Source organism: Mojavia sp. (assembly GCF_059505145.1).
Map to the genome: position 1 here is coordinate 123,289 of NZ_JCACKA010000035.1, position 22,565 is coordinate 145,853.

At 40.0% G+C, this 22,565-nt stretch carries 22 protein-coding genes; 11 read left to right on the top strand and 11 right to left on the bottom strand.

From position 1 onward, the window contains the following. Positions 1-152: 152 nt before the first annotated feature. The 5 genes from purT to AC5JL8_RS06115 form a co-directional block, all read right to left on the bottom strand. Positions 153-1,322 (bottom strand): formate-dependent phosphoribosylglycinamide formyltransferase, encoded by a 1,170-nt coding sequence (gene purT / locus AC5JL8_RS06095; RefSeq protein ID WP_495878878.1) that lies wholly within the window; start codon positions 1,320-1,322, stop codon positions 153-155. Positions 1,323-1,371: 49 nt separating this feature from the next. Then, positions 1,372-1,869 (bottom strand): pentapeptide repeat-containing protein, encoded by a 498-nt coding sequence (locus AC5JL8_RS06100; protein WP_495878879.1) that lies wholly within the window; start codon positions 1,867-1,869, stop codon positions 1,372-1,374. Between the two features lie 419 nt (positions 1,870-2,288). Continuing rightward, a complete protein-coding gene (locus AC5JL8_RS06105) occupies positions 2,289-4,217 on the bottom strand; it encodes an ABC transporter ATP-binding protein (RefSeq protein WP_495878880.1) in 1,929 nt (642 codons plus the stop codon). Positions 4,218-4,293: 76 nt separating this feature from the next. After that, positions 4,294-4,710, bottom strand: coding sequence for a DUF1824 family protein (locus AC5JL8_RS06110; RefSeq protein WP_495878881.1), 417 nt, complete (start codon positions 4,708-4,710; stop codon positions 4,294-4,296). An 81-nt stretch (positions 4,711-4,791) separates the two neighbouring features. Beyond that, positions 4,792-5,643, bottom strand: a complete 852-nt coding sequence (locus AC5JL8_RS06115) for a prohibitin family protein (protein ID WP_495878882.1) — start codon at positions 5,641-5,643, stop codon at positions 4,792-4,794. Positions 5,644-5,784: 141 nt separating this feature from the next. Between AC5JL8_RS06115 and AC5JL8_RS06120 the strand changes: the two genes are divergently transcribed. From AC5JL8_RS06120 to AC5JL8_RS06130, 3 genes are all read left to right on the top strand, one after another. Further along, positions 5,785-7,593 (top strand): ABC transporter ATP-binding protein, encoded by a 1,809-nt coding sequence (locus AC5JL8_RS06120; RefSeq protein WP_495878883.1) that lies wholly within the window; start codon positions 5,785-5,787, stop codon positions 7,591-7,593. Between the two features lie 84 nt (positions 7,594-7,677). Then, positions 7,678-8,103, top strand: coding sequence for a beta-carboxysome assembly chaperone CcmS (ccmS, locus tag AC5JL8_RS06125; RefSeq protein WP_495878884.1), 426 nt, complete (start codon positions 7,678-7,680; stop codon positions 8,101-8,103). Between the two features lie 149 nt (positions 8,104-8,252). Next, positions 8,253-8,804, top strand: coding sequence for a shikimate kinase (locus AC5JL8_RS06130; protein WP_495878885.1), 552 nt, complete (start codon positions 8,253-8,255; stop codon positions 8,802-8,804). A gap of 11 nt (positions 8,805-8,815) precedes the next feature. Here the strand turns inward: AC5JL8_RS06130 and AC5JL8_RS06135 are convergent, their stop codons facing one another. From AC5JL8_RS06135 to AC5JL8_RS06145, 3 genes are all read right to left on the bottom strand, one after another. Then, positions 8,816-9,226, bottom strand: a complete 411-nt coding sequence (locus AC5JL8_RS06135; protein ID WP_495878886.1) for a helix-turn-helix domain-containing protein — start codon at positions 9,224-9,226, stop codon at positions 8,816-8,818. Beyond that, complete coding sequence (locus AC5JL8_RS06140) at positions 9,207-9,509, bottom strand: type II toxin-antitoxin system HigB family toxin (RefSeq protein ID WP_495878887.1); 303 nt, start codon at positions 9,507-9,509, stop codon at positions 9,207-9,209. Before AC5JL8_RS06140 ends, AC5JL8_RS06135 begins: the two co-directional genes overlap by 20 nt. Positions 9,510-9,594: 85 nt before the next feature. Continuing rightward, positions 9,595-10,977, bottom strand: coding sequence for a cytochrome P450 (locus AC5JL8_RS06145; protein WP_495878888.1), 1,383 nt, complete (start codon positions 10,975-10,977; stop codon positions 9,595-9,597). A gap of 327 nt (positions 10,978-11,304) precedes the next feature. Between AC5JL8_RS06145 and AC5JL8_RS06150 the strand changes: the two genes are divergently transcribed. Next, the gene (locus AC5JL8_RS06150; RefSeq protein WP_495878889.1) at positions 11,305-11,937 is read left to right on the top strand and encodes an AAA family ATPase; all 633 of its coding nucleotides are present in this window, start codon (positions 11,305-11,307) and stop codon (positions 11,935-11,937) included. Further along, positions 11,937-12,674, top strand: a complete 738-nt coding sequence (locus AC5JL8_RS06155; protein WP_495878890.1) for a hypothetical protein — start codon at positions 11,937-11,939, stop codon at positions 12,672-12,674. The genes AC5JL8_RS06150 and AC5JL8_RS06155 overlap by 1 nt, the downstream gene beginning before the upstream one ends. Positions 12,675-12,791: 117 nt before the next feature. Here AC5JL8_RS06155 and AC5JL8_RS06160 read toward each other — a convergent pair whose 3' ends face one another. Next, entirely contained in the window at positions 12,792-13,685 is an 894-nt protein-coding gene (locus AC5JL8_RS06160) for an alpha/beta fold hydrolase (protein WP_495878891.1), read from the bottom strand. A 193-nt stretch (positions 13,686-13,878) separates the two neighbouring features. Here AC5JL8_RS06160 and AC5JL8_RS06165 point away from each other — a divergent pair, with 193 nt between their 5' ends. The 3 genes from AC5JL8_RS06165 to AC5JL8_RS06175 all read left to right on the top strand — a co-directional run bounded on the left by AC5JL8_RS06165 (position 13,879) and on the right by AC5JL8_RS06175 (position 16,774). Beyond that, positions 13,879-14,190: a carbon dioxide-concentrating mechanism protein CcmK gene (locus AC5JL8_RS06165; protein WP_495878892.1), complete on the top strand. Its 312-nt coding sequence runs from the start codon at positions 13,879-13,881 to the stop codon at positions 14,188-14,190. 86 nt (positions 14,191-14,276) lie between these two features. Further along, on the top strand, positions 14,277-14,627 hold the full coding sequence (locus AC5JL8_RS06170; protein WP_495878893.1) for a carbon dioxide-concentrating mechanism protein CcmK: 351 nt from the start codon (positions 14,277-14,279) through the stop codon (positions 14,625-14,627). Positions 14,628-15,586: 959 nt separating this feature from the next. Next, a complete protein-coding gene (locus AC5JL8_RS06175) occupies positions 15,587-16,774 on the top strand; it encodes a HetZ-related protein 2 (protein ID WP_495878894.1) in 1,188 nt (395 codons plus the stop codon). Here the strand turns inward: AC5JL8_RS06175 and AC5JL8_RS06180 are convergent. After that, the gene (locus AC5JL8_RS06180) at positions 16,731-17,087 is read right to left on the bottom strand and encodes a hypothetical protein (RefSeq protein ID WP_495878895.1); all 357 of its coding nucleotides are present in this window, start codon (positions 17,085-17,087) and stop codon (positions 16,731-16,733) included. The genes AC5JL8_RS06175 and AC5JL8_RS06180 overlap by 44 nt on opposite strands. A 372-nt stretch (positions 17,088-17,459) precedes the next feature. Here AC5JL8_RS06180 and AC5JL8_RS06185 point away from each other — a divergent pair, with 372 nt between their 5' ends. From AC5JL8_RS06185 to AC5JL8_RS06195, 3 genes are all read left to right on the top strand, one after another. Further along, positions 17,460-18,722 (top strand): GspE/PulE/PilB domain-containing protein, encoded by a 1,263-nt coding sequence (locus tag AC5JL8_RS06185; RefSeq protein ID WP_495878896.1) that lies wholly within the window; start codon positions 17,460-17,462, stop codon positions 18,720-18,722. 199 nt (positions 18,723-18,921) lie between these two features. Next, positions 18,922-19,605: a Crp/Fnr family transcriptional regulator gene (locus tag AC5JL8_RS06190; RefSeq protein ID WP_495878897.1), complete on the top strand. Its 684-nt coding sequence runs from the start codon at positions 18,922-18,924 to the stop codon at positions 19,603-19,605. Between the two features lie 197 nt (positions 19,606-19,802). After that, on the top strand, positions 19,803-21,569 hold the full coding sequence (locus AC5JL8_RS06195; protein WP_495878898.1) for a M61 family metallopeptidase: 1,767 nt from the start codon (positions 19,803-19,805) through the stop codon (positions 21,567-21,569). A gap of 79 nt (positions 21,570-21,648) precedes the next feature. On the opposite strand, the gene AC5JL8_RS06200 is transcribed toward AC5JL8_RS06195, so the two are convergent. Further along, positions 21,649-22,386 (bottom strand): 2-phosphosulfolactate phosphatase family protein, encoded by a 738-nt coding sequence (locus tag AC5JL8_RS06200; protein ID WP_495878899.1) that lies wholly within the window; start codon positions 22,384-22,386, stop codon positions 21,649-21,651. Positions 22,387-22,565: the final 179 nt, after the last annotated feature.

Below are 22,565 nucleotides of genomic sequence, written 5' to 3' on the forward strand. Positions count from 1 at the left end.
GGCAGAAGGAATACTGCCCTCTACCTTTTTTGATAATATTGTATGGAGTTAAGCTTATACAAATTCAAATAATGTTTACGACACATAAATTAATCGTAAGCACAACATTGTTCCCTACCCATCTGTCGCATTCTTTTTTTAAATTGGTTAAATTAAATCAATTTAATTCTATTAGCTGCTCTAGTAGCCTTTTCCCTGGCTTCTTGTACATTTAGCCCTTTAGCCAAAGCTACTCCCATTCTGCGATAAGGATGGGCAGTTGGTTTACCAAATAATCTGATATCTACATCTTTTTCAGATAAAGCATCTGCTACACCTGCAAATGCAATAGAATCTGATTTTTCTGAAGCTAAAATTACGGCACTAGCTGATGGGCCGAATTGTTCTATATTAGGAATAGGCAAGCCTAAAATAGCTCTTAAGTGTAATTCAAATTCGTTGAGATTTTGAGATATTAATGTCACCATTCCTGTATCGTGGGGTCTGGGTGATAGTTCCGAAAAAATAACTTCGTCTTTGGTAATAAAAAACTCCACGCCAAAAATTCCAGCTCCACCCAAAGCATCGGTAACTTTTTTAGCAATTTCTTGAGATTTTAATATCTTATCTTCTCCAATTTCTGCTGGTTGCCAAGACTCTTGATAATCTCCTCTTTCTTGGCGATGGCCAATAGGAGAACAGAAAATTGTTGGTGCATTCCACTGCTTAATTGTCAGTAGAGTTATCTCAATTTCAAAGTTAATAAATTCCTCAACAATTACCTTTTGGGTATCACCACGAGAATTTGCGATCGCATAATTCCAAGCTGTCTCAACTTCACTTTTACTTTGCACTACAGACTGACCTTTACCAGAAGATGACATGACAGGCTTAACAACATTAGGAAACCCAATATCATTAGAAACTGCTATTAGCTCTTCCAAAGTTTTGGCATAACCATATTTAGCGGTTCTAATGCCTAATTCCTTATGCGCTAATTCCCTAATTCTGTCACGATTCATGGTGTAATTCGTAGCCGCCGCCGTAGGAATAACTTTAATCCCACGCTGCTCAAATTCCACAAGTTTTTCTGTTCTAATTGCTTCTATTTCCGGTATTATAAAATCAGGTTTATGTTTGCCAACAATAGTTTCTAAATCATCGCCACTGAGCATAGAAATTACTTCCGAGCAGTCAGCAACTTGCATAGCCGGAGCATTTGCATAGCGATCAACAGCAATTATATAATTACCAAGGCGTTGAGCTGCAATCACAAATTCTTTGCCGAGTTCCCCCGAACCCAGCAACATCAATTTTTGGGGTAACTTAATTGAATTATTCATAAATTTATCCAGACTAAATTATTAACCAAAATTTTATATTATTTGGCGTTTAATTATCATCTTTTAAACTGCTAAACCTAGCTCCGCGTATTTGTAAATCTTTACGTTGTAGGTTAGATAAACCAGTACCTGTACCAAACTCACATCCCTCTACTAGTGCATCTAACCAAATAGTCTGGTTCAGGGTTGCACCTGTTAAGTCTGCATTTATCAAGTCGGCTTTTGTAAAGTTGGCAAATATGAGGTCTGCATTTACTAAACTACTGCCTTGCAGGTTTGCACCTGATAGGTTACCTCGAATAAAGTTTACTCCATCTAATTTTAAATCGGATAAATCTGCACTGCTTAAATTCGGAAACTTTAGCTGACTAGGCTTTTCCAAAAACCGCATTATACAAATTATATTCGCATCATTGAGACGCATTTTAGTTAAAAAATCATAACGAGCTATACCAAGTTCTTGGAGAATTTCTAGACGTTGTACTTTGGTTTGTTCTAAAAAATGAATAGCGTTATGACGAAGATTTTGAGTTGGGTTATTTAACATAATAAAATCAAAATATAATTAATATATTTTAATCTTAATTATGCAACATTACTATTTATTTTTTCAATTATTTAGATAAAGGTTTTGAATCGGGCGATTGCAGTTGAGTAAGATAGCGTAAACTTTTATCAGAACTGAACAAACAGTAACACAGGGTAATTACATCTTAATCTTCAGCCGAACTATAATCTGTTCAAAATCGAGAGTTTATTATTTTTCTATGCTAACGCTTGAGCAAATTAAATCTGCTATTCTTCAACTTCCACCTGATGAGTTTCAAAAATTCCTAGAATTGTTTTCTGATCTTGATTACCAGCGATGGGATGATCAATTAGAGAGATATTGCTGATGGTAAATTAGAAGCTTTAGCACAGGAGGCGATCGCTGCTCTATCTGTGGCTACTAACATTAACATTAATTTAAGATTCAATCTCAGCTAATTCCAACCACCTCTCAGTCGCCGTATCAATAGCTTGCTTAAGCGCTTCCACCTGCTCGTACAATTTTTGTACTTGAGTATAATTCCCTGGCGTAACATTCAATAAAGCTTTTTCTGCTTCTGCTTTCTCAGCCTCTAACTGAGCAATTTTACCTTCCAACTGCTCAAATTCTCGCTTTTCCCAAGTTGAGAGCCTGTTCCGCTTTTTATTATCTGATTCTTTAGGTAGGGATGCAGTTTTTTCTACTTCTACCTTGATAGCTTTTTCTTGATTAACAGTTTCTTGCTGTGCCGCTTCTTCAGCTTTTTTATAGTCAAGATAAACTGAGTAATTACCAGGATATTGACGAAGAATACCACCTTCCTCAAAGGAAAAAATTGTATCTACAGTCCGGTCTAAAAAGTAGCGATCGTGAGAAACTACAATTACAGAGCCGGAGAAATCTTCTAAATAATCTTCTAATATCGCTAAAGTTTGTACATCCAAATCATTAGTCGGTTCATCTAAAATCAAAACGTTTGGCGCACCAATCAGTACACGCAACAGAAATAACCGCCGTTTTTCACCACCCGAAAGTTTATGAATTGGCGCATACTGCTGGTTACCTGGAAATAAAAACCGCTCCAACATTTGGGAAGCAGTAATTTTAGTACCATCGGCAATTTGAACAAATTCACCTTCTTCTTTGATGTAGTCAATCACGCGCTGATTTTCATTCAAAGCGGTGAGTAATTCTTCAGAATGTTGGTCAAAATAACCGATGTGAATTGTCGCCCCAATTTCTACATTACCTGAATCTGGCTGAACTCGCCCGGTGATGATATCCATTAAAGTGGATTTACCTGCACCGTTACCACCAATAATACCAATCCGGTCTTCTGGGCTAAATTCGTAGGTAAAATCTTTAATTAAGGTGCGTTGATTATATGCCTTAGTAATATTATTGATTTCAATAACTTTTTTGCCAATCCGACGACTAACTGTAGAAATATCAACTTTACCGTTAGCCTGTTTAAATTCAGTTTCTCGCATTGCGTGAATGCGATCAATTCTAGCTTTTTGTTTGGTACTCCGAGCTTTAGGGCCGCGTTTGAGCCATTCTAATTCACGCCGCAACACGCCTTGATGTTTACGTTGAGTGCTAACGGCAGATTCTTCAGCTAAAGCTTTCTTTTCCAGGTAATATGAATAGTTACCTGTGTATGTGTAAATATCACCTCTGTCAATTTCGATAATCCGATTAGTGACACGATCCAAAAAGTAGCGATCGTGAGTAATCAAAAATAGCGCACCACGATAGCGGTTTAAATAACTTTGTAACCACTCAACAGAAAGAGCATCAAGATGGTTTGTCGGCTCATCCATGAGCAAAACATCTGGTTCTGATAGCAAAGCTGTTGCTAGAGCAATACGCTTGCGATAGCCTCCAGATAAAGTACCTATTACTGCATCAAAGTCTAAAATACCTAACTTGGTGAGGATGATTTTGGCATTAGTTTCTAATTCCCAAGCACCAGTTGCATCCATTTGCTGCATCACCGCAGATAGGCGAGACATCAGTTGACTATCTTCTGGGTAGTGAGCCAGTTTATCAGAAAGTTCTTCATACTCCCGCACCAAAGCCATGTGTTCGCCACTATCCGCGAAAATTTGCTCTAAAACTGTGCGATTTTCATCTAAGTCTGGTTGCTGAGGCAAGTATATAATTTTGGAACCAGAGTTAACTAAAATTTGTCCACTATCAATCGGTTCCAGTCCGGCAATCATTTTTAATAGAGTTGATTTACCAGAACCGTTAGTACCAATTAAGCCGACTTTATCAGTAACATCTAAGCTAAAACTAGCATCTTTTAATATTTCTTTGATGCCAAAGTCTTTTTTAACTGATTGTAGTGTAATAATACTCATAATTTATGGCGATTCCAATAACATTAGTAGGTAAGGCATATACCCTACCTATAGATAATTTAACTTTTGAGAAATTCTATACAAATAAATCGATGGGTAAATGTCCATACATTTCGTTGATTCCTCCGGCATCGTAAGATTGACAAGAGACTAATACGCCACGATGATGTCCTGAGTAAGAATCGATATAACACAAGCCATTTTTACCATTTAATTTAATATAAACTGGGCCTTCGGTTTGAGGTAGATTATTTGGTGCTTCATAACCAAACGCCTGGGAATAAGTTTTCATAGCAAGTATGCCTTCTTCGGCTGTATCAGCACAAATTCCCAAAATTAAGTAATCAGACATTCTAGCTACTAAAATTAATGCCCGACGAATTGAAACTTTTTCTGATGGCTTGAGGATAGGTGCAATATCTAAGCAGTTGAATTTGTTAAGGATTTTTTTTGCTTCGTCGGCTGTCAGATTGTGATTATTGGAAGTTGACATAAATCTAGTTGATTATTTTCCTTGTGGTTATTTCGTATTGGAGGTGGGGATTACCCACCTACTAAACAGATTTTACTCAAATTAAGAAGGCTGATTTTGGCTGTTCCCAAGATTAAAAATAAATGGGACGCTGCTTTTTGAGTCATTACCCATTACCAAGACATTGGGCATTTGAGCGCCGCCAGTTTTCCAAGCTTCGATTGCTTCTTTTTGCAGAACTAATTGCCCACCTTGGGCTTTCAGAGTTTCTGCCAAGAGCCTTTGAGCCTCCGCTTTACCTTTAGCACGATTAATTTCTGCCTGTGCTTCTTGTTCAGCTTCTCTTGCTACATAAACGGCTCTTTGTGCCCGTTGTTCAGCGATTTGTTTTTCTTCCACTGCTCTAGCAAATTCTGGAGAGAAAGTTAAGTCAACTACGCTAGTATCTAACACAATTATCCCATATTTATCTAGGCGATCGCCTAAAGCATTATCAAAGTCTTCCTTTAATTCACTACGTTTGGTAATTGCTTCTTCTACTGTTCTTCTAGCAGCTGCAATTTTAAATGCTTCCTGTGTTTGGGGAGCAATAATTTTCGAGACAATATTTGCTAAGGTTCCTTGTTTTCTTCTTACCTCAACTACTTGGATAGGATCAAGGCGAAAGTTAATTGCAAATCTTGCAGATAAATTTTGCAAATCTTTAGTAGAACTTTCGGCTGGCACTTCAAATTTTTGTACAGTTAAATCATATACATCTATAACCGAAATGAACGGTGGTTTCAAGTGTATACCTTCCAGTAACGCACCATCTCTCGCTTTACCCAAGATGCTGATCACTCCTGCTTGTCCTGGGTTAATAATGATAAAGGAATTTAGTCCAAGACTCACCAGTATTGCCAAGAAAATTCCTAAAGCTGTGGTTTGCCAATTCGCAAATTGCTGAGTTTTCAAGTTTTCATCTCCTTTTGTCTCCTGAGGCAACTCCTGTATTATGGGGGCAAGTGGTCAGCCTGACTACACAGGCAAATAGCTACAAAAGTGAGATGCTCCCTCTATCGTGGTAATATCAGTTTCACGCAACTGTGACGAACTGTGGCTACAGCATTTAAATCTCATCAGATATCAAGAAGGCGTAGACATTCTGAGCATCCCCTCCAGCGCTTGCTTGACTATGGGCATAAGTATCGTAAAAAAATTTGGCTGGCGGCTGGTTCTTCGATTCTCAATAAACTTTTTGACTTAGCTCCACCAGCATTAGTTGGGATTGCGGTAGATGTAGTCGTCAAGCAGCAGGATTCTATCATTGCTCAGTTGGGAATAAAAGATATATTTGGGCAATTTTTAATTCTTTCTCTACTCACCGTCATTACTTGGATACTAGAATCGATTTTCGAGTACCGCTACAAGTTGATTTGGCGGAACTTGGCACAGAATATTCAGCATAACTTGCGACTGGATGCATATAATCACCTACAAGAGCTAGAGTTGGCTTATTTTGAAGAACGTAGCACTGGCGGTTTAATGTCTATCCTCAGTGATGATGTTAACCAATTAGAGCGCTTTTTGGATGTGGGAGCTAACGATATCATCCAGGTAGTTACAACTATTGTAGTAGTTGGCGGTGGCTTCTTTATTTTGGCTCCCAGTATAGCGTGGATGGCAATATTACCAATACCTTTTATTCTCTGGGGTTCGGTATTCTTTCAGAAATTACTAGCACCTCGCTATGCTGAGGTGCGCGAAAAAGTCGGTTTACTCAATGCACGGTTGTCTAATAATCTCAGCGGAATCACGACAATTAAAAGTTTCACTGCTGAAGATTATGAATCTGCGCGTTTAGAGAAAGAAAGTGATGCTTATCGCCAGAGTAACACCAAAGCGATCGCCCTTTCAGCCGCCTTCATCCCGCTAATTCGGATGCTAATTTTAGCAGCCTTTACGGTATTATTGCTATTTGGCGGTATGGAAGCAGTTGCAGGCAGAATATCTGTAGGTGCTTATAGTTCTTTAGTATTTTTAGTTCAGCTTTTACTTTGGCCTTTAACTAGATTAGGAGATACATTCGACCTATATCAAAGAGCGATGGCTTCTACTAATAGAGTTATGGATTTGTTGGATACTCCCATCGCCATTCACACAGGAAATATCACCTTACCCGTTGAGACAGTGCGTGGCGAAGTAGAATTTAAAAATGTCACTTTTGCCTATCACGAAAGATTGCCAGTCGTTAAAAATTTATCTTTGCAGATTCCTGCAGGTCACACCATTGCGATTGTGGGTTCTACTGGTTCCGGTAAAAGCACGTTAGTTAAACTCTTGTTACGATTATACGAATTGCCAGTCGGCAGCATCACTCTTGATGGCATTGACTTACAAAACTTAAATTTGCGAGATTTACGCCGTTGTATTGGCTTAGTCAGTCAGGATGTATTTTTATTTCATGGCACTGTTGCTGAGAATATTGCTTATGGTAGCTTTGAGGCGACAGAACACGAAATTATGATGGCGGCTAAGGTAGCTGAAGCCCACGAATTTATTATGCACCTGCCCCAAGGTTATGAGACAATCGTTGGTGAACGAGGGCAAAAGTTATCTGGTGGACAAAGACAAAGAATAGCGATCGCTCGTGCAGTGTTAAAGAATCCACCAATTTTGATTTTAGATGAAGCTACCTCGGCAGTAGATAATGAAACAGAAGCCGCAATTCAGCGATCGCTCGAACGGATTACAGTCAATCGAACTACAATTGCGATCGCTCATCGTCTTTCTACTATCCGCAATGCCAATTGCATTTATGTCATGGAACATGGAAAACTAGTAGAGTTCGGAACCCATGAACAATTGCTAGAGCAAGATGGCATTTACACTAGCCTTTGGCGTGTACAATCTGGTTTAAGGTAAAAGTCTCACGCAAAGGCGCAAAGGCGCAAAGTGTCTCTGAGTGTCTTAGCGTGGGGTTAAATATTTTTTGAGTTTTAAATTTTTATGTTTTTTGGTAGTACTCAGCCGGAATCAGCAGATAACAAGTGGCGTGGTCAGTTGGATAGATTTGTCAAAGAAAATCAACAAGAATTAGCGGCACTATTTTGGGGATTATGGTTAGCAAATGGTAATAGCCAGGGTACTATCGGTATTGATTTACAACCAACACCGCATTTTGTTTATTGTCCTCAAGATCAGATAGAGAAATTAAATAGTAAAGTTGAGAACCGGCTGCAAGAAATTTTGGGAATTATCGAGAATCACAAACCAGAAGTAGAAGTTGTGATGATTGGTATTGGTAAGGGTGAAATTAAGTTAATTCAGTTTGCACCGGAACCACCACCACCGACTTGTTTTGAGCAAGTTGGTAAAGATGTCGATGATTTATTAGAACTGCTAGAACAGCGGATGAGTGAAAAATTTCACTGAAATATATAGCTTTTGGTAAATGAATTAAATTTTTTTGGGATCACGCAGAGTTGCAGAGTCGCAGAAAAGAACGCAATAGTGCGTTTTTGGGCGGAATTTATTTATATAGATGCTGTTTTTCATTGCCAGGGCTTTACATCATAAATCCTATGATTTCAGATATTGTTCTCATCGGCCCAATTCGTACAGGTAAAAGCACTCTTGGGAAACTTCTCGCTGAGAAACTAGGAATTCCCCAGTGTTCGATGGATGATTTGCGATGGGATTATTATAAGGAAATAAATTATGATGAACAGTTGGCGAACTCTCTACGAGAAAAAGAAGGATTTCTAGGGATTTATCGCTATTGGAAACCTTTTGAAGCCTACGCTGTTGAAAGATTACTTTCTGAACATAGCAATTGTGTCATTGATTTTGGCGGCGGTCATTCTGTTTATGAAGATAATGAACTTTTCAAACGCGTACAAAAAGTTTTAGAACCATACATAAATGTTGTGTTGATTTTGCCATCTCCAGACTTAGAAGAATCTATCCAAATACTCAATGAACGAAATGGTGGAATTGTGAATAATGGATTAGATTTTAACGTACATTTTATTAAGCATCATTCAAATCATGATTTAGCAAAATTCGTTATTTATACAAAAGATAAATCTCCTGAAGAAGCACGGGACGAGATACTTAAAATTGCTAATTTTTAAAATTTTCTTTCTCATCCTGACTCAAAAAATGCAGCAGGAGAAATGTGAAAAAAATCCGCAAGCAGTCGAATATGGTTAACTGTCAGATTACGTTGTCCGCTTAAGACCTCAGATACTATAGACTCTGTTTTAAAAATAGGAACTAAATCCTTTTGCCGCAAATCAAATTCGACTATCAAAGCTTTGAGCAGTTCTACACCAGAAATATCTGGTATAGGATGATGTTGTTCTTCGTACTCATAAACTAGAGTACCTAAAACATTTATATAGTCTTGTTCGTCTGATGTTAATTCACCTTTATCAATCAGTGAGTCGATTACTTTTTGAGCTGCAAATAGTTCTTCTTCAGTAGTAATAGGACGAGGAGGAAAAGACTTAAGTAATTCGATATAAGTATTGCTATTATGTGTTCCAGGGGTCATTTTTCCAGTCCTCTGTATCATACTCTGCATGGGTGAGGACATGGCGGATAAAAACTTTTTGATATTTGTAATCGACCAAAGTAATGAGTCGATAGTTATTACCGCCTATGTTAAAAATCGTGAGATTACCGACTTGATCTGCTGAGGGGAAAATTTGCCGTAAATCTACAAAGTTTTGCCATTTAGCTAGTGATGTAAGTTTGTACCATTGCCGCAGGCTTGTTTGTGCATTAGGATGCTTTTCCCAGAACTCAGAAAGTCTGGAACGGGTTATGATATGCATTTTTTAATGGACTGCTTGCGGCAGGAGACATTTATTATCTTAGCAAATTGCGAAGTTATTGGTGGGCAATGCCCACCCTACTTGCTTACACTGCCACTGGCGTACTTGCACGCTTTACTTGAGGTGTTGCAACCATCCGCATTCCTGCTGGTGTGGCCATAGTTAAACCACGGCGTACAGGATGCACAGGACGCTTGCTCATCAGCGATACTTGGAAACGCGACAGAATTGTTGCCAAGACAATTTTCATTTCATACTGAGCAAATGCCAAACCTATACAGCGACGATTACCGCCACCAAAAGGTAAGTATTCATAAGGAGAAAACTGCCTTTCTAAAAAGCGTTCTGGTCTGAATTGTTTTGAATTGGGGTAAACTTCTTCCCGATGGTGCGCTAAGTAGATACTAGGGATGATGACATTTCTCTCTGGGATTTTGTAACCCATAATTTCAACTGGGGATTTCACAATCCGTGGCACACCATTCATTACAATTGGGTAAATCCGTAAGGTTTCTTGACAAACTGCTGTCAAATACGGCAACTTAGCAATGCTACTTGGATCTGGATTCACACCAAGGGTATCCAGTTCTCGCAATAACTTTTCACCCACTTCTGGTAATTGGTCAATCCAATAAAAAGCCCAGGTCAATGCAGAAGCAGTAGTTTCATGCCCTGCTACTAATAATGTCATCAATTCATCACGTAACTCTTCATCGGACATTGGTTGCCCATCCTCATAACGAGCAGCCATCATTAAGCTGAGGATATCTTGCCGATTTTGCTGAGTTTCAGTGCGTCTTTCTGCAATCAGCGCATAAATCAGTTGATCAATTTGTTGCAATAGGCGCATCACCCGTCCCCACGGACTCCAAGCACCTAAATCTTTTTGCACAAAATTAAAAAACAAAGCAGTGGACATTAACGGTGAACCACCCATGAAGTCTAGTAAGGAACTGAGCAATTGCTGAAGTTGTTGGAAACGCTGTCCTTCATTTAAGCCAAACACAACCCGTAAAATAACGCGCAAGGTGATTTCTTGCATCGAACTACGGATATTGAAAGGTTTGCCAATACTCCACTCGCTACTTACCTGCTGAGTTATTTCCCGAATGTCCTGGCCGTAAGCCCGCATTCTTTCGCCATGAAAAGGAGGGGTTAATAATTGACGTTGGCGCTGATGGCGATCGCCATCTAGTAAAATCAAAGAGTTACTGCCCAACAAAAATCCTAAACCTCCATTACCCACCCCAGACTCAAAATGCTTGGGATCGGCAGTAAAAATCTGCTCCAGTGCTTGGGGTTGGCTAAAGTAGATAATATGAGTATCTTTGCTACCCCAGATAGTAAAGTGATCGCCGTAGGTTTTGGCAAAATCTTCTACATATTTCACTGGTCGAGTAATAAATTTCATTAGCCGCAGAAAGCGCGGCAATTTTGGGCCATGAGGTAGGTTGTTAGTCACTGTCATAGAAATCTAGAGGAGTTGATGAGCTTCGGATTTTATTGTTACAAGTTTTTCTGTTCTTGAGGGCTAATATCGTATCTGCTTAAAGGCTTATCATTGCGATCGCACAGGAGTAGAGAAGCAACAAACAGAGTTTGAGGTTTTTGCACAAATGCAGAAATAATCAGAAATTAAATCTAGATTGATAAGTATTTACTACTAAATAAGCAGTAAAACCTTTTATAATAAAGTTAGATTGTTAGCAATCTTAGATTGTAAGCAAGTGTTAGCAAAATAAGTATTAGACGCACAAAGCAGTATATTCTTATATGGCAGCGTCGGAAGTAAGCAGTGCCAAAGATCATCGCTATCCTTAACGGTAAAGGCGGAGTCGGTAAAACGACTACCGCAGTCAATTTGGCTGCAAACTTTGCTCAAGAAAAAAAGGTGATTCTAATTGACGCAGATATTCAAGGATCTGCCAGTTGGTGGTTTGGGCGCAATGAGAATGGTATGGGATTTGATCTAGCTCAAGAAACCGATCCACAACTTTTAGGTGATTTACGAAAGCTAACAAGTTACGATTTAGTAGTAGTAGATACGCCTCCGGCGCTGCGCTCTGAAGCATTAGCGGCGGTAGTAGCGATCGCAGATTATCTAGTTTTACCTACACCCCCAGCAGCAATGGATCTAGCTGTCCTGATTGAGACAGTCAGAAAAGCTGTCACTCCTGTGGGAGTTCCCCATCGGGTGCTGCTAACCAAAGTTGATACGCGGAGTTTAGGTGAAGCAATAGAGGCCCAAAACACTCTCATGCAATTAGGAATTCCTGTTTGTAAAACCTTGATCCGCGCTTATAAAGCTCACGAACGATCAGCACTTGAGGGTGTGGCGATTACTCAATGGCGAGGAAAAAATGCACGGGAAGCAGAATCAGATTACCGCCGTGTTGCCGATGAATTACAGCATGACTGGAGGAAATAATGGTTAAGAAACGCTCTGTCTCCGACTTATTACAAGAAGAAGTACAAAAATTTACGCCTTCCGAAGGTGAACCAACCATTGAAGTTACTGCGGAAGCAGTTACTGAAGAAAATGCTTCCGCAGAAGAAACGTTAGCACAGACAAACGGGCCAGCAACTTCTAAGCGTACAAATCAGACTAAGGCCGATTTAGAAGTAACCCTTAAAGAGTTGAAAGACAAGCTGGAAAAAGCTCATCAACAAGAAGCCTCTTTCCAAGAAAAAATAACTGATTTAAACTCGGCTGTGTCTGAACAAAAAGCATCAGCAGAACGGCTAAAAAAAGAGCTTGACGAAGCTAAAAGTGCAGCCGTACACTTGGCAGAATCTAATTCTAAGCTTATAGAAGAAATTAACTCTTTAAAGCAAGAAAAGGAAAAGTTTACACAAGCTAATTCTAAGCTCATAGAAGAAATTAACTCTTTAAGACAAGAAAAGGAAAAGTTTACGCAAGCTAATTCTAAGCTCATAGAACAAACTAACTCCTTAAAGCAAGAAAAGGAAAGCCTTGCAGAAGCTAGTTCCAAGCTTGTAAAAGAAAGTAGCTCCTTGAAGCAACAAAAGGAAATCTATAAACCAGTAAAAGAACCCTATAACCCAATCAACTACAGAAAATCATATCGAAGTTCGGAAAGACTGGCTACAACACAACCAGACGAGTCTGAAGATACTTCTTCGCAGATGTGGTTGCTTGACTAGAGTTTAAGCAAGTTGATACAACTTCCAGGTAAATAGCAACTGCATGGAGATATCAGGTATTGGGAAATCGCAAATATAGCCTTTTTGATTAGCGATTCTCCCAGCATCTCAATTTATCTATGATTTACCTTGAAATTCTAAAATATGTTGGGCAGTAATTTGTGGTTGTTCTAGGTGAGGAACATGACCACAATCTTGAATCCAGATGAGTTTGCTATGGGGAATTGCCCGTTTAAATCTATAGGCATCTTTAGTACCCAAAATTTTATCCGAATCTCCCCACAAAATCAGCGTTGGCTGTGAAATTGTTGCTATTTTCTTAAATCTAAAAGCACGGTAACCACCACTTTTAGTGAAAGCAATTATAGCTTGACTCCAACTAGGCGTTTGTAGATGTAATGCTGCACAATCTAGAGCATCAACAGAGTAAAGGTGTTGACTTTTATAAGCAGCGCGGGAAATGCGATCGCGGATTTTGGGATTACGTAAAAATTCTGTGGCTAAATAATCTAATGGGGGAATCATCAATCTGCTTAACGGTGAACCGCTCTTCAAACCAGCGCTATCGATTAACACCAATTTCTGCACTACTTCTGGATAAGTAAGTGTAAAATCAATCGCCGCCGCACCCCCCATCGACGCACCCACCAAAATTACAGGTTGGTTAATCAGGGTTTTCCAAAAATAATAAAGATGAGTTTTAATTGCAGTTGGGCTATAAGTAATACCAGTAGGTCGATCTGTAAAACCAAAACCTAACAAATCCACAGCCCAAGTTTCATTATCTACTGCAAGCAGCGGTAAAAGCCGCCTAAATTCAAATACAGAACTATCAAAACCGTGAATTAATAAAATCGGTGTACCACCACTACCTTGATGTACATAAGTTGTAGTGATTGGTTCATTATTTAGGGGAGTAGCGATCGCTTGAGATTGAATACTCTGCGCTAGTGCGATCGAGGCTGGTTCTGTCAGTCGCCCAACTGCTGTAGGTAAAAAACTAGGAAACATAAACCTTAGTTTACCGTAGTGTGCCGAACAGTGATGAATCGTAAGTGCTGAATCCTGAGTGCTGAGTGCTGAGTATGAATACTAATGCCCAATGCCCTATGCCCAGTTCAAAAAAATTGTCCAGAATGTCAAAATTGGGACTAAAGCCTCGTACAATAAATATCACTTATCCTTAACTCAGGAGAGTATAGCCATGCCAATGGCGGTTGGCGTAATTGAAACTTTAGGTTTTCCTTCGGTATTGGCAGCAGCAGATGCCATGGTGAAATCTGCCGCAGTCACACTGGTATATTATGGTATAGCAGAAAGCGGCCGCTTGATAGTCGCTGTTCGGGGACACGTTGCTGAAGTTAGAAGAGCTGTTGAAGCAGGAATTGATGCGGGAGAGCAAGTAAAGGTCGATACAGTAATTACCCATTACATAGTTCCTAATCCCCCGGAAAATGTGGAGACTATTTTACCAATCCACTTCACCGATAAAAGCGATCCTTTTCGCATCTTTTAAACAAGTTCGCCATTAAAATTTGGTAGCGAAGCTTCGTACAATTAACTTGTAACGCCATATAAATTTATTCATACAGGAGATTAGTAATGTCACTACAGGCAGTTGGATCACTAGAAACTAAAGGTTTTCCTGCTGTACTAGCAGCAGCAGATGCTATGGTAAAAGCTGGTCGAGTTACCCTTGTTGGGTATATCAGAGTAGGTAGCGCCCGCTTTACAGTAAATATTCGTGGGGATGTTTCTGAAGTCAAGACCGCTATGGCTGCTGGTGTTGAAGCTGCTGAGAATGTTCATGGTGGTACTTTAGAATCTTGGGTTATTATCCCCAGACCTCATGAAAACGTCGAAGCTGTTCTGCCCATTGCTTATACAGAAGCAGTCCAACAATATCGAGATTCTGTGGAAAACCCAATCGTTAGATCATCGAACGGGCGATAAAGTTAGATTTGTTGATTATTTAGCCAAAACCCCAGAGTCAAAAGTTCACAATGGCAATAAATTATTGACCTATACTTCTTGACCATGAAATATCAAAATAGACGCGAGTAATCGCGTCTCTATTCATTGATTACTAACTGTTAATCTTGAGATGATTTTCAAAAGTTTGGAAGTTTTAACAAATACAAATGGGTAATAATTTAATTTTTAAGTCGTTTTATTCTGCGAGTTTAGCTGTAAAAAATAGTCGAAGTTCACCATTATATCTAATAGCCAAGCAAGATTAAAAATCTACATTTATTCGCAGCGTCCCTAATGTATTGCGTCATGAAAGTAAATGTAAATGCAATTATATTTTAGGTTGCTGTGCAGTCTAGCTTTAACGCTTACTTATAAGAAGCGTCTAAGAAATATATGAAAATAGTACCTTAATGGGTACTGTTATATTTTCAGTGGGATTTTCAAAATAAGGTTATATATCTTACGTTTGTCCCTTACACAACAAAATTACAAAAGGCGCTGTTGCAAGAAGCTTAAGGATGGTTATGGAAACTTACAAATTTTTTATATTTTTACTGAGAAACTTTAGAGAAGTGAAACTTATATAAAAGCTACAACGTCTGGATGAAAGTGAATCGTCTTCACTTTTTTATCAGGTGCAAAATGCCAACTCTTGCAAACCCTTCCACAACATAAGGATATCCTCATCAACTATAGGCAAATTGTTTTTCTTAGTTACCCAGTGATAAGTTTATAAAAATTTATAATTTGTGTAATTGAGTAAAAATGCTTCAGATAGGGGGATTTACAGTACTTGGAGACTAAAAGTAAAACCAGCAATAGAGAATTTTTGCATAAAGTTGGTCATTCCAGACGTAATAACTATGGAATCACTGAGATGTCTTCATGAAGAAGATGAATTTAGGGGCAACTGCCAGTTAATAAGTTAAGTGGGGTAAATGGGGGTTGTGATGCAAACTTTAAAACAGGGTTTCGAGGAGCGCAATCTCGCTATGGCAACAGAAGCAGAAAAACTGGCGCAATATTGGCGAAAACGCCTGGTAGCAGAGTGTCCAGAACAAAGCGTAGCTGCCAAAGAAAGTATAATTCTGTGGCTGTTGGGACGTGACTTTCAACGGTTTGATCTGCTCAATCCGAAAGACCTAGAGATTGCCAAGCAAGCGATGGAATATCGTTATCGAATTCTATTGCAACGTTACTTGGGCATAGCAAGAGAACGTGCTTATCGCAACCTAATAACCCGGTTGGCGAGTTTAATGACATTACGCAATAAAATTCAAACTTGGGTTTCCCTCAGCCGCGATCGCCAGCGTAGTGTAATTGATGTATTACAAGAAGTGATCCAGGAGTTACTCCAAAGTGATAGCTACATCCAAGAGCAAATGGCTGCTATCGCTGAAGTTACAGGCGATAAGCGACTGCGAGATACTCTACTGTTTGCCAGTATCGAAGAATATTGTTTGCGACCAGTACGGAATCAACCGCTTCTGGTTTACCGTTTTGTGAACTACCTGCGCCGGACTCAGCGTGGTGGTTTAACTCAAGTGCCTAGCAGTGACATGATTAGGCTAGTTTCAGAAGAAATTCTCACAGACGACAGCGACAATCGAGTTAACTTAGTTGATAGTCAGGCGATCGCAGAATATCAAGAGGCGCAAGAAATAGAAGAGCAACAAGTACTGCGCCAGGCAGTACAACAAGAATTTGAAAACTATTTACAACAAAATCTTGGAACAGAAGCAGTAGAATGGCTACGACTGTATCTGCAAGGCAAGCCTCAAGATGAGATCGCCAAGAAACTCAATAAACCAATTAAGGAAGTATATCGGCTACGGGAAAAAATTAGCTACCATGCTGTGCGTGTTTTTGCCCTCAAAGGTAAACCAGAACTCGTGGATAACTGGCTTTCAATTTCCTTACAAGAACACAACCTGGGATTAACCCAGAACCAGTGGCAGCAACTTTACCAACAAGTAAGTTCTGTTGGGCGGCAAATCTTAGATTTGCGTAAAGCAGGTAATTCAATAGAGGCAACAGCCCAACAATTAAAACTCAAAACTCATCAAGTAATGGGTGAATGGGCTAAAGTCTATCTTGTAGCCCAAGCTTTAAGAACTCAGGAGTAAAGGACTTCCAAATAAAAAAATATCCCATCGCGTTTAGGGCAGGCGAGGCAGCGCGTTGCGGAGGACACTGCGTTGGTGTTAGCGTAGCGGTAGCAACGTAGGACGCGTCGGCAGTCGCTACAACGGTGGTCTTTGCGCCACTTGCTCCACTTGGGGAGCCACCCCCGTGGGCGGGTTCCCCGACTTGAGGGAAGTGGCGTGAAACTCCTGCGTACCCGTCAGTGGCTCCCAAGAAGGAACTGCCAAAAGACTTTGCCGATTTGTTCGCTGTAAGCGTTCCCGCAGGGAAGCAAGTGTCCGTTGGGTTTCCCACCGTTGTAGCGACTGCCGTGAGCAGGGGGGAGGAACAGTCGTGTTGAGTCCAGAAATTTGGATAATTTATTTTTTGGAGTTCCCTAACTAGATTAAGTCATCAGCCTAGTTGAGATAGTAATTTACTAGTAGAGAACTGCATGAAAGGGTGGAAATTATATGTATAAAATAGTACTACGACTTAAGTAATACCAAGCGGACTTTTCCTTTGAAATTCTGGATTGGCGATAAATCCCAAATCCATAATCCTAAATTAAGTTTCTAGATTTTGGTATTTAATTTAACTTTTAAAAATATTGGATGTATCTTTATTTACTACTAAATAAGTTAGAGGCAAAATAGTACTACCATTAAATACCAAGTCATCAAACCTATGTTGTCTTCAGAGGGCGAACTTACCGATCATGAAGAAATTGAGCCGCAAGTGCTAACTGCTACTGCACGTCAAGGGGAGCAAGAACGCGATCGCCTCACGGAGTCTCTTTATGAAAGAAAGCAAATATTTGAACTAATTGATAATCTTTTATCTTTTGAAGCTTGCCTTTACCATCAAATTTTGCCCTTGGGATTAGAAGACAATCAGCTCTTGCTGGGTATGGTTCATCAGCAAGACAGGGAAGCACTAGATTACGTTAATCGTATTTTGTCTTATATTCATTGCTCAATGGTGATTGAGGCGATTCCTGCTGATATTCACCGTACCATCCTCTCAGCCTATCTCAACTACAAGAATACATCCCACTCAGATGCTAAAAATGAGTATCAGCCAAGGCTGAACTTTACCTCAAAAAAGAATGTAGCAAGTCTTACCGACAAAGCTAATTACTCTGAGCTAGATCAGCAAACGACATGGATTGATTCTCAGGCAGAATTATTACAACCTGCTAGGTTACAGGTAGATTATTCCTTTATCCCTACTGCAAATAATGTGTCTCCCACTAGCACTGCTTTTCCCCCTATCCAAGAAAGCGAAGAGGAGAACAATTGTGAGCCAGTAACTCCGGAAAATTTAACTATTTTGCCAGTGCCAATTTCAGATACCTTCAGTTCGATTGAGGGACTAGTAACGCTATCACCCAAGAAATTACTAGAAGAATTATTAGGGAGAGTTGTGGCTGGAGGAATTGGTCGCCTATATTTGGAAAGGCAGTCTGACCAAGGCAGAATACTCTGGAGTGACAATGGAGTCTTGCAATCTGTCATCGAAGATTTGTCCCTATCTCTTTTTCAAGGGGTAATTAACGAATTGAAGCAATTTGCTGGATTACCTGTTGATACCGTTACAGAACCAAAACAGGTAGAGACAGAATGGCCAGATCAACAAAACAGTTTATTACTACGCTTGCGGGTGATGCCTGGGATCTATGGTGAAGAGGCTACACTACAAGTGCTGCGGGGAGCAGCATTAAAATTCTATCAACAGCAGCAGTTGGATCGTCTTAGCCGCGATACTTTAGGAATAACTCAGCAACTAAGCTTGAAGTTGCATGAATTACAAAAACGGCTACTGCTCAATCCCAGCCTTAAATCTGAGCAATTAGAGGCTGTGGTTGCTTTGAATCAACTAGTGGAAAATTTAAATAAACAAATTAACATCCTGGCTGGTGATAGCCAACCACCAAATAAGAGTAAATAAATTTCTGTCAGTAAAACCGCTGATTGCGATCGCATACATAATTGTTATGTTGTACTTAGGATAACAGACCTAAAAAACTGAACATTCTTAATTAAATTGGTAGCAGAATTGCTACCGTATTCAGTGAATGATTACAGTTTAAAACTTATAATAGTCAACTTAATTTTCTCCCTCTAAATCCATTTTTTGCGGATATTTCATGCAGACTGAGGTTTTTAGTGAACTTTTCCCCTTACTGAGTACAGCCAACCCCCAGACTTTGGAATGGCTGCTTAACGTTGCAATTGACCACGAATACCCAGCTGAACGAGCCGTTTTGATGGAAGATGCTTGGGGTAATGCAGTTTACTTTTTAGTTTCTGGTTGGGTTAAAGTCAGGCGCACCTCTGGAGATAATTTTGTAACTTTGGCAATTTTAGGTAAAGGTGATTTTTTCGGAGAAATGGCCGTTTTAGACGAATCTCCGCGCTCAACTGATGTGATTGCTTTGTCGCCTGTAAAATTGCTTAGTGTGGCCAGAGAGCGTTTTATTCAAATTTTATTTAAAGATCCGCACTTACATCACCGAATGCTACAACTGATGGTGCGGCGATTACGACAGGTAAACCTGCGCTTGCAAATGCGGTCTTCACCGCCAGCAGTTAAACTAGCCCAGACCCTAGTTAGTTTGGGTGAAAGCTATGGTCAAAAATCAGACAAGGGAAGAGAAATTTTTAATATCCCTTTTAAAGATTTGGCAGAGGTAACAGAAATCAGCCTTGACGAAACCGGCAAAATTATGGAGAAGCTACATGAAAAAGGCTGGATTGAAATTGACACCACCAGCAATATCATTTATTTGGTTAACTTCAAACAGTTAATAAATTTAGCTGGCAAAGTCTAATCAGCGCCGAATAGTAAGTGCTGAACTTACACAGTGAAATGAAAATTAAGCATTTAGAAGAGGCGTAGGCGTTTAATAGCCTGACATCTCCAAACTCTTACGTCCTTCAACCCAGCCTCAAGGGACAAACTCGGTGCGTAAGTCCTAAACTATTCACTATTAACAAATAACTCAGCACTCAGGACTCAGCACTCAAGATGACTGAAGTAATAGCTCCTCGTCCCGACACCCACGTCCAAAAACGCTTGCCGACTATTCATTACTTGGTGACAATGCCACAACCAGAAACGCATCTGTTTGAGGTAACTTTGCACCTTATAGGCTACCCATTGCCTATTCTCGATTTAAAATTCCCGGTATGGACACCTGGTTCCTATCTGGTGCGAGAATATGCCAAGAATTTACAAGATTTTGCCGCTTTTGCTGACGATAAACCTTTACCTTGGTGGAAAATCAGTAAAAATCATTGGCAGATAGAAACAAGCGGTATTTCAGAATTAACCATAAGTTACCGCATTTTTGCTAACGAACTATCAGTACGGACAAACCATTTAGATGCCACTCACGGCTACTTTAATGGTGCAGCACTGTTTTTTAGAGTACCCGGTTGGGAGAAACAACCAATCCGCGTGACAATTGTACCTCCACGTTCTGAATGGCAGATCACTACCGCTTTATCACCAGATGCTGGACAAGCCAATACTTTCTGTGCTGCCGATTTTGACACCCTTGTAGATAGTCCCTTTGAGATTGGGAACCACCAGTTGTATAAATTTGAGGTATTAGGAAAACCTCATGAACTAGCAATCTGGGGAGAGGGAAATTTCCAACCACATGAAATCATTTCTGATATCGAAAAAATTATCCAGGTGGAAGCGCAGTTATTTGATGGTTTACCCTATGAGCGATATGTGTTTCTACTACATTTATTTAACCAAGCTTATGGTGGTTTAGAGCATAAAAACTGCTGCTCCCTAATCTATCAGCGTTTTGGATTCCGCGCTCAGGACAAGTACGATCGCTTTATCCAATTGGTAGCACATGAGTTCTTTCACTTGTGGAATGTCAAGCGAATTCGCCCCAAAGCCCTAGAAGTTTTTGATTACGACCAGGAAAACTATACACCCTCCCTGTGGTTTTGTGAGGGCACTACGAGCTATTATGACTTGCTAATTCCTTTGCGGGCAGGAATTTATGATGCTAAGTCGTATTTGAATCATTTAAGTAAGGAAATTACCAGATTTCTGACAACCCCAGGGCGCAAAGTTCAACCACTTTCTGAGTCGAGTTTTGATGCTTGGATTAAACTCTATCGTTCAGATGCTAATAGCGGCAATTCCCAAATTTCTTATTATTTAAAGGGAGCATTGGTTTCCTTGCTACTCGATTTGTTAATTAGAGCACAACATAACAATCGCCGCTCCCTGGATGATGTCATGCGAAAAATGTGGCAGCAATTCGGGCAAGCAGAAATTGGCTATACTTCAGAACAGTTACAAGCAGTAATTGAATCGATAGCGGGAAGAGATTTAAGTGATTTCTTTAAATCTTATATTGATGGCACAGAAGAGTTACCTTTGAATGAATATTTAGCTCCTTTTGGCTTGCAATTAGCGACGGAGCAAGAAGAAGAACCTTATTTAGGTGTAAAGGTAAATACTGAGAATGGAAAAGAGATGATTAAGTTTGTCGAGGCGGGTTCACCTGCACAGTTAGCAGGAATTGATCCAGGTGATGAGTTACTAGCAATTAATGGTATTAAAGTAACAGCAACTGGGTTAAGCGATCGCCTGAAAGATTACCAACCAAAAGATACCATTCAAGTGACTGTTTTTCACCAAGACCTACTCCGTTCTCTAACGGTGACTTTGGCAAATCCGCGTCCCATAAGGTATCAAGTGATTGCAGTAAATAATCCTGATTCTGTGCAACAAAAAAACTTAGCTGGATGGTTAGGTGCATAGCTGACAATTTAAGGAAGTAGAAAATTTGCCCCTTTCCCGGCTAATGCTGAGAAGGGGACAAATATTAAAAGGTAAAGTGTTAAATTTGTTTTTTCAAAACCCCCGCTTCTTGCTGTATGGGTAAAACATCTAAAATATCGGTTTGGGAACAATATTTTAAATCTTCATGGCATTCCAGGCGCAACAAACGTTTGCCGTGACTAGCTTGGTGTAAAAGTCCTAACAAGTTATCTTGCCACTGAGAGTATAAAGATATCGCACTAATTAATTCATCATTACCAGCTAATTCCTCTTGTGACAGATGAGTTTGCTGTAAAATGCTGTGGGCGATCGCACCGGCACAAACTGTATCCTCTAAGGAAAAACTGCCTTCCCAACCTGAACCAACAAGCCAGACAGTCTCTGGTTGCTTTTCTAGGAGAAATTTCACCACCGCAGCTCGATTGATTAAGGCTGCTGCTAGTACAATTGGGGCATCTTGTACCCGTTGTAAAGCACGAGTGCCATTGGTGGTACTGATAAACAAGCGACATCCCTGTACCAGTTCTGGTGTGCAGTCGAGGGGAGAGTTACCCAATTCAAAGCCAGCTACTTTTGCACCACCGCGTTCTCCGGCTCGCAGCCGTTTTGCAGGGGGCCATTTTTCGCTAACTTCCATGAGTTGATCTAAATCGCTGAAGACTTGTACAGCTTCGCCTCCAGCTGCTAAGACTGTCGCCATTGTACTAGTGGCTCGCAGAACATCGATTGCGATCGCACATTCTGGGGCTGGATCTTTTGGAGTCAATTCCGGGGTGTGATAAACAAATAGCTTCACGTCTTAGATACGCCTGATCTAATACTGCCGAGATCACATTTTAACCACTTAGTGTCATCTAAAGGATGAAAGATTCAGTAAGAAACAACAGCGGAAGATAATAAGGTTGCTCTATACATCTGGCTTTGTGTGTCTTTATACAACTTCCTCTTAACTCAAAATTCAGCACTCAGCAATAT

Bases quoted from the DNA above. Each gene is read 5' to 3' on its own strand.
- purT (WP_495878878.1), bottom strand. From the start codon at position 1,322: ATGAATAATTCAATTAAGTTACCCCAAAAATTGATGTTGCTGGGTTCG.
- AC5JL8_RS06100 (WP_495878879.1), bottom strand. From the start codon at position 1,869: ATGTTAAATAACCCAACTCAAAATCTTCGTCATAACGCTATTCATTTT.
- AC5JL8_RS06105 (WP_495878880.1), bottom strand. From the start codon at position 4,217: ATGAGTATTATTACACTACAATCAGTTAAAAAAGACTTTGGCATCAAA.
- AC5JL8_RS06110 (WP_495878881.1), bottom strand. From the start codon at position 4,710: ATGTCAACTTCCAATAATCACAATCTGACAGCCGACGAAGCAAAAAAA.
- ccmS (WP_495878884.1), top strand. From the start codon at position 7,678: ATGTTTTTTGGTAGTACTCAGCCGGAATCAGCAGATAACAAGTGGCGT.
- AC5JL8_RS06130 (WP_495878885.1), top strand. From the start codon at position 8,253: ATGATTTCAGATATTGTTCTCATCGGCCCAATTCGTACAGGTAAAAGC.
- AC5JL8_RS06135 (WP_495878886.1), bottom strand. From the start codon at position 9,226: ATGACCCCTGGAACACATAATAGCAATACTTATATCGAATTACTTAAG.
- AC5JL8_RS06140 (WP_495878887.1), bottom strand. From the start codon at position 9,509: ATGCATATCATAACCCGTTCCAGACTTTCTGAGTTCTGGGAAAAGCAT.
- AC5JL8_RS06145 (WP_495878888.1), bottom strand. From the start codon at position 10,977: ATGACAGTGACTAACAACCTACCTCATGGCCCAAAATTGCCGCGCTTT.
- AC5JL8_RS06155 (WP_495878890.1), top strand. From the start codon at position 11,937: ATGGTTAAGAAACGCTCTGTCTCCGACTTATTACAAGAAGAAGTACAA.
- AC5JL8_RS06160 (WP_495878891.1), bottom strand. From the start codon at position 13,685: ATGTTTCCTAGTTTTTTACCTACAGCAGTTGGGCGACTGACAGAACCA.
- AC5JL8_RS06165 (WP_495878892.1), top strand. From the start codon at position 13,879: ATGCCAATGGCGGTTGGCGTAATTGAAACTTTAGGTTTTCCTTCGGTA.
- AC5JL8_RS06170 (WP_495878893.1), top strand. From the start codon at position 14,277: ATGTCACTACAGGCAGTTGGATCACTAGAAACTAAAGGTTTTCCTGCT.
- AC5JL8_RS06175 (WP_495878894.1), top strand. From the start codon at position 15,587: ATGGGGGTTGTGATGCAAACTTTAAAACAGGGTTTCGAGGAGCGCAAT.
- AC5JL8_RS06185 (WP_495878896.1), top strand. From the start codon at position 17,460: ATGTTGTCTTCAGAGGGCGAACTTACCGATCATGAAGAAATTGAGCCG.
- AC5JL8_RS06190 (WP_495878897.1), top strand. From the start codon at position 18,922: ATGCAGACTGAGGTTTTTAGTGAACTTTTCCCCTTACTGAGTACAGCC.
- AC5JL8_RS06195 (WP_495878898.1), top strand. From the start codon at position 19,803: ATGACTGAAGTAATAGCTCCTCGTCCCGACACCCACGTCCAAAAACGC.